The sequence below is a fragment of the Amycolatopsis sp. EV170708-02-1 genome (assembly GCF_022479115.1).
GTDB lineage: Bacteria > Actinomycetota > Actinomycetes > Mycobacteriales > Pseudonocardiaceae > Amycolatopsis.
In genome coordinates this window covers 2,817,763-2,833,518 of sequence record NZ_CP092497.1, presented here as the reverse complement: position 1 = coordinate 2,833,518, position 15,756 = coordinate 2,817,763, and the positions used below count along the sequence as shown (strand labels likewise).

The window sequence follows — 15,756 nt, the reverse complement described above, 5'->3', positions numbered from 1 at the left end:
ACCATCCAATTCGCTCAAGCCGAGGGGTTGTCGTCACCCCTGGCGTGGCGACCGCGCCGGAAACCGCCTTGCAGGCTGGTCATCCGTTCGCGGACCGCTTCGGGGGAAAGTGAGAGTATCGGCCTCTCCCCCCGCGGTTTCTCCGGCCTGTCGTCCTGGGACCGGGCCTCGGGGACGACGGCGGGCAGCACCGGCCAGGTCTCCTCCGCCCCGTCCTCCTGTTCCAGTTCGGCGGGCGTGGGCCAAGCGGGCTCGGGTTCCGGCGCCTTTTCCTTCGGCTCCGGAGCCTTCTGTTCCAGCGGCTTCAGCGTCGGTTCGGTCGGCTCGTCCGGATCCCGCGCGGGCTCCTCGGGCACGGCGTTCTTCACCGGTTCGAACGACGGCAAGGAGGGCGGGCCGGGTTCGGCGGGCGAAGGCCCTTCGCGTGGGCCTCCGTGGTCGAACCACTGCGACAGCACGCTCTGGTACTTGGGCATCCGCTCGGTCGGCGCGTCGAGTTCGAGATGGTCGACGGCGTCGTCGTCGGAAGACGGCCACTCCGGCGTGGTCTCGCGCTCGACGACCGGGGCGCGCCGCAGCGGCCCGGGGTCCAGCACGGGCGCGAACCGCGACTCCTCGGGGCTCTCCTGGGGTTCGGGCAGCGGCGGGACTTCCAGCGGCGGTTCGGGTTCCGGCTCCGGCACGACGACGGTGACGGGCGGAGGTTCCGGCAGCGGGGCGGGCCGGGGCGCTTCGACGATGAGCTCGGCGGGCACGACGACGACCGCGGTGATCCCGCCGCCGGCGGCGGACCGCAGGCGGACGTCGATATGGTGCCGGACGGCCAGCGTCGCGACCACGAACAGGCCCATCCGCCGGGACACCTCGACGTCGACGTCCGGCGGGTTCGCCAGCCGCGTGTTGGTCCGGTCGATCTCCGCCTGCGGCATGCCCGCGCCGTGGTCGGTGATCTCGATCTGCCATTCGCCGCGGTCGGTCTCGTGCCCCTCGACCTGCACCATCGTGCTCTGATCCGAATAGCGGGTCGCGTTCTCCAACAGCTCGGAGACCACGTGCACGAGGTCGTTGACGGCCTCGCCGCGTACCGCGATCCGCGGCGCCGCACCGAGTTCGATCCGCTGGTAGTGCTCGACCTCCGACAGCGCGGCGCCGATGATCTCGTCGGCGACCACGGCGCCGCCGTCCTCGCGGACGACGTCGGTTCCCGACAGCACCAGCAGGTTCTCGCTGTTGCGGCGCATCCGGGTGGCGAGGTGGTCGAGTTCGAAGAGGCCGGCGAGGGTGTCGGGATCCTGTTCGTCGGCCTCCATGCGGTCCAGGACGGACAACTGCCGCTCGACGAGATCCTGGCTCCGCTGCGACAAGTTCACGAACATCGCGTTGATGTTCTCCCGCAGCATGGCCTGTTCGCCCGCGAGCCGGACGGCCTCGCCGTGCACCGCGTCGAAGGCCCGCGCCACCTGGCCGAGTTCCTCGCGACTGAACACCGGGACCGGCGCGACGGCCAGCCGCCGCCGCAGGTTCTCCGGCTGCGGTTCGGGATCGCTGAGCAGGCCCTCGACGGCCGCGGGCAGCTGATGCTCGGCGACCTGGAGCGCGCTGCGGCGCAGGATCCGCAACGGCCGCAGCAGCGACCGCGCGATGATCACCGAGAGCACCCCGGCGACGATCAGCACGGCCAGCACGATGCCGCCGTCCCAGATCGCGGACGTCCTCGCGCGCGCCGCGAGGGCGTCGGTGCGTTCCTGGAGCTGGACGAGCAGCGCCTGCTGCACCTGATGGGCGAGATTGACCGTGTACGTGGCCGAGGTGTCCCACTGGTTCGGGTCCAGCCCGCCGAGCCCCTGGTCGTTCTCGGCGCGGATGAGCGCCGATTCCACCATGTCGTTGCCGATGTCGACGATCAGGCCGATGACCGTGTCGTCGTACATGCGTTGCTGTTCGGGCGTCGCGAAGGTGCGGTAGTCGCTGCGGGCGGCGGCGAGTTCGGCCTCCGCGCCGAGCAGCGCGCGGGTCCGGTCCCGGTTGAGCCCGCCCTGCGCGAGCGCGGCCGCCATGATCGCGCGTTTGACCGACATCTGATCCTTGACCCGCGCGAGCGCGTTGCCCGCTAGGCGGAGCTTCCCCAGATCCGGGTCGGAGACGTCGGCCGCGGTGGCGTCGCTGATGTCGAGCAGGCCGGAGATCAGCTCGCTGTAGGACCGCAGCACCGCGTCGGCGGGAAAAGCGGAGTGTTCCGCGGAAAAGCGGAGTCCGGTCAGCACGCGCAGCCGGTCGCTGGTCTGCTGCAGGCTCGTCGCGGCCTTGCCGCCGAGCCTGCTCTTGCTCTCGCCGAGCGTGCGGTCGAACGTGCCGATGGCCTCGTCGGCACGCTTGCGCTGCTCGGTCAATTCGGACAGGTCGCCCTTGCGGTCGCCCGCGACGAACCGGACGGTGAGGTCGCGTTCGCGCTGAAGCTGGTGCACCGCTTCGGCGACGGTGCTGTCGACACGGCCGCGGGTGGCGAATTCGGCCAGCTGCCGCGCGTCCCGCAGATCCGAGTTGACCCGGAGCCCGACGAGGGCGACCACCGCGAGCGCGGGAATCAGGAGTACCACGAAGAGTTTGGTACGCAGGTGCCAGTTCCGCAGCCGCCAGCGGCCGCCGACATGGGGATGCCGTTCCGCCGCGTCGCCCCCACGGGGACGCTTGTCGCGACGGGCCACCTGGTTTCCTTTTCCCACCACGGGACCCTTTCCCATGGCTGACATCGGGGACGAGAGCCCGAACCTACTGTAGAGTAACAAGGTTCGAGAACGATCGAAAGCCGCGCCATCCGGCGTCTCCCGCACGCGATCGTATGGGGCACGGACCATACGATCCAGAAGGAGGAGCACATTCTCTCGGTAGGTGAGCGGTGACGAAGATGCGTGTCTTGGCGATTCCGCTGGTAGCGGCTCTGCTGGCGACCACCGGTTGCGGAGTGTTTTCCGGTGGTGACGCAAGCACCGACGCGCCACTCGAACGGACGGAACTGCGCATCGGCGTCGGAAGCCCCATCGACACGGCACCCTTGCGGATCGCCGTCGCCGACGGGAGGTTCACCGCGGCCGGCCTTTCCGTGACGCTCGTCGAGGTTCCCGCCGACCAGGCGATCGGCAAGCTCTCCGCCGGCGAGGTCGACCTGGCGTTCGCGAGCGACGTGTCGATCTTCCGCGCCGCCGCGGCCGGGACGGCGCTGCAACTGCAGGGCGAGGCCTACACCGCCGGCCGCAACACCATGGCGCTCGTCACACTCCCGGGCTCCGACTACACCGAACCGACGCTCAAGAAGTCACCGAAGATCGCGGTGAACATGCTCGACGACGTCGGCGTGCTGGCGGCCAGGTCGGTACTGGGGACCGCGGGCGTCGACGTGAACCGGATCCAGTTCAAACAGAACCCGTTCGACCGGATGCCGCAGGCGCTGCAGGCGGGCGAGGCCGACGCCGCGTGGATGGTCGAGCCGTACATCACCAGGGCCGAGAAGGAGCTCGGGGCGAGCATCCTCGCCGACGGCGCCCGCGGCGCGACCCTGGACTTCCCGATGTCGTCCTACGTTTCGATGGGAGCGTTCGGCCAGGCCAACGCCCGCACCCTCGCGGTGTTCCGGAAGGTGCTCGGCGAAGCGCAGGTGCGGGCGGCCGACACCGCCGTCGTCCGCGACGCGCTGCCGTCGTTCTCCGACATCGACCGGACGACGGCTTCGCTGATCTCGCTCGGGACGTACCCGGTCTCCCTCAACGGCATCCGGCTGCAGCGCGTCGCCGACCTGATGCACAACTCGGGCATTCTCGGTGCCCGGCTGGACGTGCAGTCGATGGTGGCGCGGCCTTAACCCGGACCCCGCCCCGCCACCACCCTCAACGGACAGGCTTTGCCTGGCTGCTAGATATTTTCGCCGGTCGGCCTGAGGCATACCGTGCGCTCGGGAGGCCCGGTGTAGTGCAGGGCGGTGTCCTCCGACGAACAGGCGGTCTCCGACGATCCCCGCGTGACGACCGCCCGCGCCTCCGCGCTGATGTCGGTGCAGCGGACCTTCGCGATCCGCGTCTCGTGCACGACGTCGCGCAGGCAATCCCCGGTCTCGACGTTCAGCGCGAGACAGAGCGTCTTCTTGGCCGTGCGGCTGGACGAAGTCCCGTACACCTCGAACTGGATGTAGTCCGCGTCGCGGCAGCCGGACGAACCCGTCCTCACCTCGTCGATGCGGAAGGTCGCGCGGTTCGAACTGCAACTGGCCGTCGTGTAGCTCTGGTTGCCGCCCGCCTCGTCGGTCAGGTACAGGCACTTGCCCGCCTCGACCGTGGCGAACCTGCTTGACTGCGAGATCCCCCAGGCGGCCAGGCTCCCCAGGCCCAGCGCGAGGACCACACCCAGCACGATCGAGACCCTCGCGAGCACGCTCAGCGGTGCCGGTTTCGGGAACGGGGTCGGCGGTGCCGCTTCCGGCATCGGCGGCAGGGGCGCGGGCGCGTCGAACGGGTCGTACTCGGGTGTCCCGCCGGTCGGTGTAGTCGTCAAGGTCCCCTCCAGTCACCTTCCGTACATCCTTCCACCAGCGGTGCCGCGGCGGGAGCCGGTGTGGCCGGAACGTATAAAGGAGGATGTGACCGATGGCCCGCTGATCGTCCAATCCGACAAGACCGTGCTCCTCGAGGTCGACAACAGCCAGGCCGACGACGCGCGGATCGCCATCGCGCCGTTCGCCGAACTGGAACGCGCGCCCGAGCACGTCCACACCTACCGGATCACGCCGCTCGCGTTGTGGAACGCCCGCGCCGCCGGCCACGACGCCGAACAGGTCGTCGACGCGCTGACCACGTACTCGCGGTTCCCCGTGCCCCAACCGCTGCTCATCGACATCGTGGACACGATGGGCCGCTTCGGGCGGCTCCAGATCGCCAACCACCCGGCGCATGGCCTGGTCATGTCGACCATCGACCGCGCGGTGCTGGAGGAGATCCTCCGGCACAAGAAGATCAGCCCGATGCTGGGCGCGCGCATCGACGAGGACACCGTCGTCGTGCACCCGTCCGAACGCGGGCGGCTCAAGCAGGCGCTGCTGAAGGTCGGCTGGCCCGCGGAAGACCTCGCCGGTTACGTCGACGGCGAAGCACACCCGATCGACCTGGCCGAAGACGACTGGGAGCTGCGCGACTACCAGCGCAAGGCCGCCGAGGCGTTCTGGGCCGGCGGATCCGGCGTCGTCGTGCTGCCGTGCGGCGCGGGCAAGACCCTGGTCGGCGCCGCGGCGATGGCTCACGCGAAGGCGACCACGCTGATCCTGGTGACGAACACCGTCGCCGGTCGGCAGTGGAAGCGGGAGCTGGTCGCGCGGACCTCGCTCACCGAGGAGGAGATCGGCGAATACTCCGGCGAGAAGAAGGAGATCCGGCCGGTCACCATCGCGACGTACCAGGTGGTCACGCGCAAGACCAAGGGCGAGTACAAACATCTGGACCTGTTCGATTCGCGGGACTGGGGCCTGGTGGTCTACGACGAGGTCCACCTGCTGCCCGCACCGGTCTTCCGGATGACCGCGGACCTGCAGTCGCGGCGGCGGCTCGGGCTCACCGCGACGCTCGTGCGCGAAGACGGGCGCGAAGGCGACGTGTTCTCCCTGATCGGCCCGAAGCGTTACGACGTCCCGTGGCGCGACATCGAGGCCCAGGGCTGGATCGCGCCGGCCGAGTGCACCGAGGTCCGCGTGACACTGACGGACGCCGAGAGGCTCGCGTACGCGACGGCCGAGGCCGAGGAGCGGTACAAGCTGGCGGCGACCGCGGACACCAAGACCAAGGTGATCAAATCGCTGGTCGACCGGCATCCCGGCGAGCCGACGCTGGTCATCGGCGCCTACCTCGACCAGCTGGAGATGATCGGCGACGAACTCGACGCGCCGGTGATCCAGGGCGCGACACGGAACAAGGAACGCGAGGAACTGTTCGACGCGTTCCGGCGCGGCGAGATCAGGACACTGGTCGTTTCGAAGGTCGCGAACTTCTCGATCGACCTGCCGGAGGCGTCGGTCGCGATCCAGATCTCCGGGACGTTCGGCTCGCGGCAGGAGGAGGCGCAGCGGCTCGGAAGGCTGCTGCGGCCCAAGGGCGACGGACGGCAGGCGCATTTCTACTCGGTCGTCTCGCGGGACACCGTCGACACGGAGTACGCGGCGCACCGGCAGCGCTTCCTGGCGGAACAGGGGTACGCGTACCGGATCGTGGACGCGGACGACCTGCTGCGCCCTCTTTAGGGATTCGCTTCGGCAGGTGACGGCCCCTTCAGCTACCGGCCCAGTCAGATGACCGGCGGCCGGACGGGCCAAGGGCGGCGCGTGACCCCGATTGCGGTGTCCGAATCACGGACAGCGACACGACCAGCAGTCATACGACTGTCTATCGCCGCAAGGGGCCTTCAGGTACTTCGGCCGGGATTGGGGCGGGCCGCGGTGTCCTGAAGGTCGCCTTTGAGACGTTCAGCGTCCCAAAGGGGACCTTCAGGACGTCCGATCACCCCCTGACCCGCAGGAAGAGAGCAAGGGACCTTTGCTACCACTCGGGGCCCTCCCTGGCCGGAAAGCGCCACCGATCGTCCACTGTGGACATCTCATGGTGCACGTGTGACTCCAGCGACGCCTGAGGCGACCACCTCCGGATCCCGCAAACGGGGTATCGAAAACTGTCGGTGCTTCGAACTAGTGTTCGGTAGAGTTGACCGAACACCAGTTCGAGGGGAAGCCGATGACCATCGCACCGTTCCGACCGGGTACACCACCAGTCCAGACCCTGCCGCCCGGCCGCTGGCACAGCCGGATCTGGGTTTCCGACCTGCCGTTGGCCAGGCCGGAGCGCTACACCGGCTGCGTCGCCGAATTCGATCGGTCCGGCCTGTGGCCGGTGCTGATCCCGCACGACCAGCGCTTCGCGGCCAACGGCGAGGACTGGATCGACGACCGCGGCAGGCTCGCCCCCGCCGATCACCGGATCGCCTCGGTGGATCCGGCCGAGGTGCTGGCCCGCTGGTGGGACACGTCGTGCTGCGACGGCGCCTGCCTGCGCCCGTTCGGCGCGAAGTTCCCCGGCCTCGCGCGCCGCCCGTCGCGCCGGGCGGATCCGCTGGCCGAAGCGGGCAACACCGGCTCGATCCTGGCCGCGCGAGGGCAGCACCGGCTGGCGCTGGTGCAGACGGAGCGGCCCGCCGACATCCCGGCGATCCTCGGCTGGACGGGCATGATCAAGGCGACCGATCAGGTCCATGAGCTTTCCGCCGTCCTGCGCAGCTGGGAAGACCGCTTCGGCGCGACGCTCACGGTGCTGGGCTTCGATTCGATGGAACTGTCGGTGGCCGCGCCGCCGCGGACCCAGGGCCGCGCGCTCACGGTCGCCGCCGAGCACCGCTCGTTCTGCCTGCCGTCGTTCGCCGGTCAGCCGGGGAATCTGCGCGAGTTCGCGTCCGGCCTGGTCCAGACCCGCCGGTGGCGGTTCTCGTGGGCGTGAGCGGGCGTTTATCCCACGGAGAGAGGGGGAATCAGGGCGGCACGGGAAGGCGGTGATCGACGTCGCGGAGCTGAGGATCGGCACTTCGGGCTGGCGCTACCCACCGTGGCGCGGGGACTTCTACCCCCGCGGCCTGGTGCAGCGGCGCGAGCTGGAATACCTGTCGTCCCGGATGAACTCGGCCGAGATCAACGGCTCGTTCTACTCGCTGCAGCGTCCCGAGCGCTACCGCGCGTGGGCCGAGGAGACACCGGACGACTTCGTCTTCGCCGTCAAGGGCGGCCGCTTCATCACGCATCTGAAGCAACTGCGCGACGTCGAGACGCCGCTGGCGAACTTCTTCGCTTCCGGCGTGCTGGCGCTCGGCCGGAAACTGGGACCGTTCCTCTGGCAGCTGCCGCCGCGGCTGGCGTTCGACGCCGAGCGCGTCGAAGCGTTCTTCAAGCTGCTGCCGCGCACCAGCCACGCCGCCGCCAAGCTCGCGAAGCACCACGACGACAAGCTGAAAGCCGAACCGCACACCGATCCGAGCCCTCGCCGGAAGCTCCGCCACGCCGTCGAGGTGCGGCATCCGAGCTTCGCCGAGCCCGAAAGCCTGGACCTGTTCCGGAAACACGGCATCGCGCTCGTCGTCGCCGACACCGCGGGCAAGTTCCCGTTCGTCGAAGAGCTGACGAGCGAAGACTTCGCGTACGTCCGCCTGCACGGCGACGAGGAGCTGTACGTCAGCGGATACAGCGACAAGGCCCTCGAGAAGTGGGCACGGAAGATCAAGGGCTGGGGCCGCGACACGTACGTCTACTTCGACAACGACGTCAAGGTCGAGGCGCCGAAGAACGCGATCACCCTCGCGGAGCTCCTGGCGTGACCCGCGCAAGCTGCACAGTCAGCGCGCAGTGAGCGGTGTCCGGTTTAGTGGCGTTCGAGGTCACGGGCGTACTCGCGTGCTGTGCCTGGGGGTCGGCACGCCGGGCGCCCGTGCCTCACTCAGCCTTGACCGTTTCGCCCACGAGCGAGGCCAGCTTGGTGCGGACGTCCTCGGCGTCGGGATGCGCGAGCTCGGTCAGCACCCGCACCGAACGCAGCCAGCACTCACGCGCCGACGAGGGATCACCGAGCCGCAGATGGATTCCGCCGAGCTGGGCCAGCACGTCGGCCGCCTCGTACAGCTCGCCGTGCGCGAAGAACATCTCGACGGCGCGCCGCATGCAGGCGATGCCCTCGTCGCCGCGGCCGAGCCCGACCAGGGCGGTTCCCTTGGTGTGCAGGGTGAAGCGGGCTTCGTCGGGGAGCGCGTGCGCCTCCAGTGCCAGGGCCTGGTCGGCGAAGTCGAGTGCCTGCTCGAAGCGGCCGGCCTGGGCGCAGATGTCGCCGAGGGCCTGCAGCGCGCTGGCCTCCATGCCGGCGCCGACGCCGCTCTCCCGGATGAGCCGCAACGCGCGCGTCCCGTAGTCCCATCCCGTGTCGGGGTCCTGGCTGGCCAGCGTGAGGTTGTAGAGGGCCCGCGCCTCACCCTGCCGGTCCCCGACCTGGCGCTGCAGCTCGACGACCTGTTTCAGGTAGGCGATGCTGTCCTCGTATTGGCGGGCGACGCCGCAGGCCACGCCCAGTCCGCTGAGGATGGCGGCCTCGCCCGACCGGTCCCTGAGGTCGCGGGCCGCGCGGAGCGCGACGCCGAACACCGAACGCCAGTCCTCCAGCCGGGCCCGCACGATGAAGTACGACTGCAGCAGCCACGCCAGCTGCCAGCACTCCCGGTACCGCCGCTCCCGGTACGCGATGTTCACCGCGGCGATGAGGTTCCCGGCCTCCTCGTCGAACCAGTCGAGAGCCTGTTCGTAGTGCCCGAACTTCAGCCCCGCGCCGTCGAACCGCTCGGGCTCGACGAGCCGGTAGTGCCGTTCCGAGCGCAAGAGCCTCGACGCGTTCAGCGCGGAGGCGAGCGACGCGTGGAGCAGCCTGTCCAGCACGGCCGTCCGCTCCTCGGGCCCGTCGAGCTTCGCCGAGAGCTCGGCCGCGTACGCGCGGATCAGGTCGTGGAACTGGTACCGGCCCGGTTTGGACCGGGCGATCAGATGCGCGGAAGCGAGTTTCGCCAGATCCTCGTGTGCTTCGGCGATGTCGACGCCGGCGACCGCCGCGGCCGCGGGCACGCTGAAGTCGCCGCCGGTCGGCAGGCCGAGCAGCCGCAGCATCCGAGCGGCCCGCTGGTCGAGCGCGCGGTACGAGTACGAGAAGACGGCCCGGATGTTCGTCTCGTCGCCGTCGGCGAGGTCGAACGAGCCCAGCCTGTCCTGTTCGGCTTCCAGCAGCCGGACGAACTCTCCCAGCGCGAGATCCGGGAACTGCGCCGCCCGCACCGCGAGGATCCGGATGGCCAGCGGCAGCCCGCCGCAGTACCGGATGAACCGTTCGGTGGCCTCGGGGTCCTCGGCGACCCGGTCCAGCCCGATCGTCGACGCGAGGAGGGCGATCGCGTCCTCGTCCGGCAGTTCCTCCAGCGCGACACGCCGCGCGCCGTGGGTCGCGACGAGCGCGTGGAGCTGCCATCGGCTGGTCACCAGCACCAGGCAGCCGGGCCCGGGCAGCAGCGGCCGGATCTGCTCGGTGCTCCCCGCGTTGTCGAGCAGGATCAGCATCCGGCGGCCCGCGCTGTACGTGCGCCAGGTGGCCGCGCGCCCGTCGACGTCGGCGGGGATCCGGTCGGCGGGGACGCCGACGGAGACGAGCATGGTTTCGAGCGCGGCCGCGGCTTCGACCGGCTCGCCGGGGCCGTAACCACGCAGGTTGAGATACACCTGCCCACCGGGGAAGCGGTCTCCGACCTCGTGCGCGAAGTGAACTGCGAGCGTTGTCTTGCCGATCCCGCCCATGCCTTCGATCGAGGCGATGGACGTCGACCGCTCGGTGTCCAGCGCCTCCGGGACGAGCCCGTGCAGTGCCTTGAGGTCGCGTTGGCGGCCGGAGAACACCCGCAGATCGGCGGGAAGCTGGCGAGGGATCAGCGGCTCGGCGCCGAGCCGGTACCGGGTCAGTTCGGAGTCCAATGTGGTCTCGACGGACTCTTCGCCGGTCAAGATCGCCTGGTGCGCCCGCTGCAGCGACGCGCCGGGGTCCAGGCCGAGCTCCTCGGCCAGCACCGCGCCGATCCGGCGGTAGACGTTCAGCGCCTCGGCCTGCCTGCCGGAGCGGTAGAGCGCGATCATCAGCTGTTCGTGCAGCCGCTCCCGCAGCGGGTTGTCGCGGCACAGCCTGGTCAGCTCGGGAACGACGACGTGGTGCTCGCCGAGCGCGATGAGCGCGTCGGCCCACTGCTCGCACACTCGCAACCGCTCTTCGCCCAGCTGATCGGCTTCGTCCCGAAGCAGCGCTTCGGAGTGGACGTTCTGCAGCGCCGGGCCTCGCCATTCGGACAACGCCGCGGCGAACCGGCCCGCGGCTCCGCGCAGGTCGCCGTCCCGCGCGGCCTCCGCCCCGGCCGCGGCGTGTGCGCGGAAGCGGGCGAGGTCGAGCCGGCTTTCGTCGAGTTCGAGCAGGTAGCCGCCCCGTTCGGTGCGGATGGTCACCTCGTCGCCGAGCGCGCGGCGCACCCGCAGGACGTAGGTCTGCAGCGCCCCCTTGGACCGCCGCCGGTCGTCCGGCCACAGCCAGCGGCCCAGTTCCCCGACCGGCACCACCGTGTTCGCGCGCAGCAACAGGCCTGCCAGCACGATGAGCGGCCTGCTGCCGCCCAAGGGCACCGGCAGCCCGTCCGCCGTGACCTCGGTGGGCCCCAGCACGCGAAAGTCGAGTGCCACGTCGCTCATTCTGTCCGGAACCGACGGAAACGGCACGCGATTCCCGCGGTGGCATGATCGGTGCCGATGGACGTCTACGCTATCCCCCTGCGCACGCGGTTCCGCGGCATCACGGTCCGCGAAGGGCTGCTGATGCGCGGCGAAGCGGGCTGGGGCGAATTCTGCCCGTTCTCCGACTACACCGACGCCGAGAGCGCACCGTGGCTCGCGTCCGCGCTGGAGGCGAGCGAACGCGGCTGGCCGCCGCCGGTGCGGGACAGCGTCGAGGTGAACGCGACCGTGCCGGTCGTGTCCCCGGAGAAGGCGTTCGAGCTCGTTTCCGCTTCGGGCTGCCGCACGGCGAAGGTGAAGGTCGCCGACCCTCGGGTGAGCCTCGCCGAAGACTGCGCCCGGGTGGAGGCGGTGCGGGCCGCGCTGGGCCCGCGTGGCGCGGTCCGCGTCGACGCGAACATGGCCTGGGACGTGGACACCGCGGTCAAGGCCATCGGCGAACTGGACCGCGCGGCCGGCGGGCTCGAATACGTCGAGCAGCCCTGCCCGTCGATCGACGAACTGGCCGCCGTCCGGCGCCGGGTCGGGGTGCGGATCGCCGCGGACGAATCGATCCGCCGGGCCGAAGATCCGCTCAAGGTGGCCGTCGCGGGGGCCGCCGACGTCGCCGTGCTGAAGGTCGCGCCGCTGGGAGGGGTGCGGCGCGCACTGGAGGTCGCCGAAGCGTGCGGCCTGCCGTGCGTGGTCTCGTCCGCCGTCGAGACGAGCGTCGGGCTCGCCGCCGGGCTGGCGCTCGCGGGTGCACTGCCCACTTTGGACTTCGCGTGCGGGCTGGGCACGATGTCGTTGCTCACGGGGGACGTCTGTGGCGAGTCACTGTCCCCTGTGGACGGACGACTGCCGGTGCCGCGGCAACCTCCCGCTCCCGATCTGTTCTCCGCCCACGCCGCCGCTCCGGACGTCCGGGAGGCCTGGGAAGCCCGTCTCACCCGCGTCCGCGCCCACCTCCGGATGTCATGAAAGGTCCCTTCCTCGTGAATTTCGCGAGGAAGGGACCTTTCATGGTGTTCAGCTGCAGTGCTCGAAAGGCGATTCGTAGCTGGCGGACCCCGCCGAGCCGCCCCACCGGACGCATTTCGCGCCGGCGGCCGCGCTCACCGGACCCGCGTAGTACTCGAAGCTGCCGGAGTCGGTCTTCCTGGCCGAACCCTGCACTTCGAGGAAGGCCGAGACCGCGCTGCCGGTGCCGACCGAGGTGGACTTGATGGTGGTGACGCAGTTGTTCTTGTTCGTGGCGTTGTACAGCAGGTACGCGGTCGCGGCGCTGCCGACGGCCTGCGAGTCGATCACCTTGTAGCCGTCGCCGCACACCTCGACGGCGTCGTACGGGTTCGGGTTCCCGGTGCCGCTGCAGGTGTTCTTGGAGGTCACGTTGGCGTTGGGGTAGCCGAACTTCACGCCGTTGAAGTACGCGGGCTTGATGTTGCTCGGCCACGACGAGTCGTTGGTGCGGACTTCGTAGTGCAGGTGCGGGCTGATGTTGTTGCCCGGCTTGGAGGTGTTGCCGACCTCGCCGATCTTCTGCCCCTGCGCGACCTGCGCGTTGAGCGCGACCGAACGGACCTTCAGATGCGCGTAGTAGGTCGACCATCCCCCACCGTGGTCGATCTTCACCAGGTTGCCGAACCCGTTCGCCGAACCCTGGTGCGCCGAGATGACGACCTTGCCCGCCGCCGCCGCGACCACGGTGTCGCCGAGGTCCGCGTCCGCGGAGCCGCCCCGGTTGAAGTCGATCTCGTAGGCCCGGTGCGCGCTGCTGTTGTCGTTGTCGCCGTTCCACACCTGGTTGCAGGGGAACGGGAGCTGGAAGTTGGGACGCGGCCCGACGGCGGCTTCGGCCGACGTCGCGGTGATCGCCAGCCCGGCCATGCCCAGCAAGGCGGTCGCGGCCGCCGTGAGCACTCGTCTGAATCTCATCGGATGTCCTTTCTCGGCGTTTCGCGAGAAGCGTCCCGAAAGGGCGTACAAGCGAGATACAAACGACCACGAGCCCTCCTGGCCGAGGGGACCAGGAGGACTCGTGCCGCCTCCGCACCGGGACCGTCCGCGTCTTCCCCGCCCCGGTGCGGGTGTTTCAGCCGACCCGCTCGATGGTGGCGCGGCGGATCAGGAACTTGCCCGGTTCGCGGACCTGTTCGAAGGCCGCGTTGTTCAGCAGCGCGCAACTGCCCGAAACGCCGGTGACCTCGACGGTCGTGGACTTGTCGTTGTCCAGGTTCGTCACCTTCAGCTTGGTGCCCGCCGGGAACTCGCTGCTGGACGCCGCGGGAGCGCCGCCCTCGCCGGACAGCGTCACCGTGGAGCCCGGGCAGACGACCTCGCCCTCCCCCGCGGCCGCTTCCTCCTGCGGGGCTGCTTCGTCTTGCGGAGCCGCTTCCTTCGGAGCCGCCTCGTCCTCGACCGCCATGGCGTCGTCCGCGGCCTGTTTCCCGCCGTCGGCCCGCACTTCTTCGGTGCACCCGGCGGCTTCGCGGCGCTGCTGGATGAGGTCGACGACGGCCTGCCTGTTCGCGATCCGCGCACCGGAAAGGGCGTCCGGATCCGCCTGCTGACCCGCGATGAAGTTCAGGTTGTTGCGGAGGGCGGCGTCGAGCCCCTGGCAGCTTTCCGCGGCCTGTCCGTCCGGAGTGCTGATCGCGAACATCGCCGCGGCGATGGCGGCCACCCCGAGCACGGACGCGATGCCGATCGTCGCGCGTTTGCGGTGTTTCCCGGCGCTGTTCATCATCGGTGTCTTCCTCCGGTCTGGTTCCTCCTCACCCACATCCAGGGATACGGCCGGATAACGAAAGTGGTTCAAACCGATTTCAGCCGAGCCAGGGTTTCGCGATACGCGCGTACGTGCCGTCGTTCAGGGCGAGATGCAGCCACTGGTCGGCCCACTCCTTGAACACGACGTCGCGCGGCAGGAGGTACGCCTTTTCCGAGAAGGTGAACGGCTCGCCGGGATGCACCGCGCACAACCGCGGATGCTGCTTCGCCTGCCAGCGGGTCTCGGTGGCGTCGGTGATCATCAGGTCGGCCCGGCCCGCGAGGATCTCGGCGAAGATCGTGTTGTTGTCCGGATGGCGCACGATGGTCGCCCGCTTCAGGTTGGCGTCGGCGAACTGTTCGTTGGTACCGCCCGGATTCACGATCGCCCGCACGCCCGGCTGGTCGATCTGCTCCAGGGTCTGGAACCGCTTTTCGTTCTCGCACAAGGTGATCGGTGTCTTGCCGTCGCGAAGATAGGGAACGGTGTAGAAGCCCTTCTTCGCGCGGTCCAAGGTCACCGACACCCCGCCCATCGCCAGATCGCATTTCCGCCCGACGTCGTCGGCGATCGCCTTCCAAGTGGTCTGGACCAGCTGGAGCCGGACGCCGAGCCGCCGGGCGAGGTCGCCCGCGAGGTCGATGTCGATCCCGCTCCACGCGCCGTCGGCGTCCCGATAGGTGAACGGGCGATAATCCCCCGTCGAACACACGCGGATCTCCCCGCGGGCCTGGACGACGTCGAGCCTGCTTCGCGCGCCATGGCCTTCAGGCGCGGCGCTGGCCGTGCCGATTCCCAGCACGGTCAGCACCGCGACCCCGAACGTGAGCGCTTTCGCCTTGATGGTCATCAAGGCATCTTCCACGCCTTGAGGTAAGCCCGCACCAGCCAAGCGTCGGCCCAATCGGCGTCCGGCTCCTCCGGCAGCGGCGACGCCCCGCGCACCAGCTCGTCGAGACGGTGCTCCAACGACTCGGCCGCTTCCAGCGCTTCCTCGCGGGTTTTCTTGCCCTGCCTCAGATCCCGGAGCCAGCCGAGCCACGGCTCGGGGACCGGCAACGTGATCCGGCCGGTCTCCAGCAGCTCCACGCCCTGCACGCCGAGCCGCACCATGTGCATGGCGAACTTCGTGTCGAAGCCGTATTTCTCGATCAGCTCCGGCCTTCCCGCCTTGCCCCGCAGCCCGAGCATCCGTTCGCGCTGGGCACGGGAGTAGCCGAGGAACCGCAGCCCGGCCCGGCGCGAGACGATCCGGTGCGCGTGCTCGCGCAGTTCGGCGCCGAGCTCGTCGATCACCACGATCTCGGACTCGGGTACGAACAACGGCAGCAGGACGGTCGGGTTCCCGCTGAGCGCGAGCCGCAGCCACTTGCGCAGCGAATAGACGGTCAGATCGAGGTCGCCGGGGCCGGATCGGACGCCCTCGGGCTGCGTGCGGAAGATGTACTGCTCGAACCGCTTCAGGCCGATGACGTGGTCCGGCGGCTCGACGCAGATGCCGAGCTCGTCCCGGTCGTCCTGGCCGGACACGGCGGTGCCGTGCAGCCCGGACCCGACCTGGCAGCGCAGGATCGTGCCCTGCTCGGCGATGGCGGCGAACGCGGGGCTGTCGTGTTTCACCGGACAAGTCATACCCGCG

At 69.8% G+C, this 15,756-nt stretch carries 12 protein-coding genes; 5 read left to right on the top strand and 7 right to left on the bottom strand.

Annotated features, from left to right (window positions below; translation table 11 throughout):
* Positions 1-14: 14 nt before the first annotated feature.
* On the bottom strand, positions 15-2,705 hold the full coding sequence (locus MJQ72_RS13010) for a nitrate- and nitrite sensing domain-containing protein (RefSeq protein ID WP_240599432.1): 2,691 nt from the start codon (positions 2,703-2,705) through the stop codon (positions 15-17).
* 191 nt (positions 2,706-2,896) lie between these two features.
* Here MJQ72_RS13010 and MJQ72_RS13005 point away from each other — a divergent pair, with 191 nt between their 5' ends.
* On the top strand, positions 2,897-3,856 hold the full coding sequence (locus MJQ72_RS13005; RefSeq protein ID WP_240599431.1) for an ABC transporter substrate-binding protein: 960 nt from the start codon (positions 2,897-2,899) through the stop codon (positions 3,854-3,856).
* Between the two features lie 50 nt (positions 3,857-3,906).
* Here the strand turns inward: MJQ72_RS13005 and MJQ72_RS13000 are convergent, their stop codons facing one another.
* Entirely contained in the window at positions 3,907-4,542 is a 636-nt protein-coding gene (locus MJQ72_RS13000; RefSeq protein WP_240599430.1) for a hypothetical protein, read from the bottom strand.
* Positions 4,543-4,627: 85 nt separating this feature from the next.
* Here MJQ72_RS13000 and MJQ72_RS12995 point away from each other — a divergent pair, with 85 nt between their 5' ends.
* From MJQ72_RS12995 to MJQ72_RS12985, 3 genes are all read left to right on the top strand, one after another.
* Complete coding sequence (locus MJQ72_RS12995; protein WP_240599429.1) at positions 4,628-6,274, top strand: DNA repair helicase XPB; 1,647 nt, start codon at positions 4,628-4,630, stop codon at positions 6,272-6,274.
* Between the two features lie 487 nt (positions 6,275-6,761).
* Complete coding sequence (locus tag MJQ72_RS12990) at positions 6,762-7,517, top strand: DUF4253 domain-containing protein (protein ID WP_240599428.1); 756 nt, start codon at positions 6,762-6,764, stop codon at positions 7,515-7,517.
* A gap of 52 nt (positions 7,518-7,569) precedes the next feature.
* Positions 7,570-8,385, top strand: coding sequence for a DUF72 domain-containing protein (locus MJQ72_RS12985; protein WP_240599427.1), 816 nt, complete (start codon positions 7,570-7,572; stop codon positions 8,383-8,385).
* A 115-nt stretch (positions 8,386-8,500) separates the two neighbouring features.
* Here the strand turns inward: MJQ72_RS12985 and MJQ72_RS12980 are convergent, their stop codons facing one another.
* A complete protein-coding gene (locus MJQ72_RS12980; protein WP_240599426.1) occupies positions 8,501-11,323 on the bottom strand; it encodes a BTAD domain-containing putative transcriptional regulator in 2,823 nt (940 codons plus the stop codon).
* A 57-nt stretch (positions 11,324-11,380) separates the two neighbouring features.
* Between MJQ72_RS12980 and MJQ72_RS12975 the strand changes: the two genes are divergently transcribed.
* Complete coding sequence (locus MJQ72_RS12975) at positions 11,381-12,325, top strand: o-succinylbenzoate synthase (protein WP_240599425.1); 945 nt, start codon at positions 11,381-11,383, stop codon at positions 12,323-12,325.
* Positions 12,326-12,373: 48 nt separating this feature from the next.
* Here the strand turns inward: MJQ72_RS12975 and MJQ72_RS12970 are convergent, their stop codons facing one another.
* From MJQ72_RS12970 to MJQ72_RS12955, 4 genes are all read right to left on the bottom strand, one after another.
* Positions 12,374-13,282, bottom strand: a complete 909-nt coding sequence (locus MJQ72_RS12970) for a M23 family metallopeptidase (RefSeq protein ID WP_240599424.1) — start codon at positions 13,280-13,282, stop codon at positions 12,374-12,376.
* Between the two features lie 157 nt (positions 13,283-13,439).
* Positions 13,440-14,093, bottom strand: coding sequence for a septal ring lytic transglycosylase RlpA family protein (locus MJQ72_RS12965; RefSeq protein WP_240599423.1), 654 nt, complete (start codon positions 14,091-14,093; stop codon positions 13,440-13,442).
* A 79-nt stretch (positions 14,094-14,172) separates the two neighbouring features.
* Positions 14,173-14,967, bottom strand: coding sequence for a transporter substrate-binding domain-containing protein (locus tag MJQ72_RS12960; RefSeq protein WP_240599422.1), 795 nt, complete (start codon positions 14,965-14,967; stop codon positions 14,173-14,175).
* Positions 14,967-15,737: a DNA polymerase beta superfamily protein gene (locus tag MJQ72_RS12955; protein ID WP_240599421.1), complete on the bottom strand. Its 771-nt coding sequence runs from the start codon at positions 15,735-15,737 to the stop codon at positions 14,967-14,969. Before MJQ72_RS12955 ends, MJQ72_RS12960 begins: the two co-directional genes overlap by 1 nt.
* Positions 15,738-15,756 lie beyond the last annotated feature (19 nt).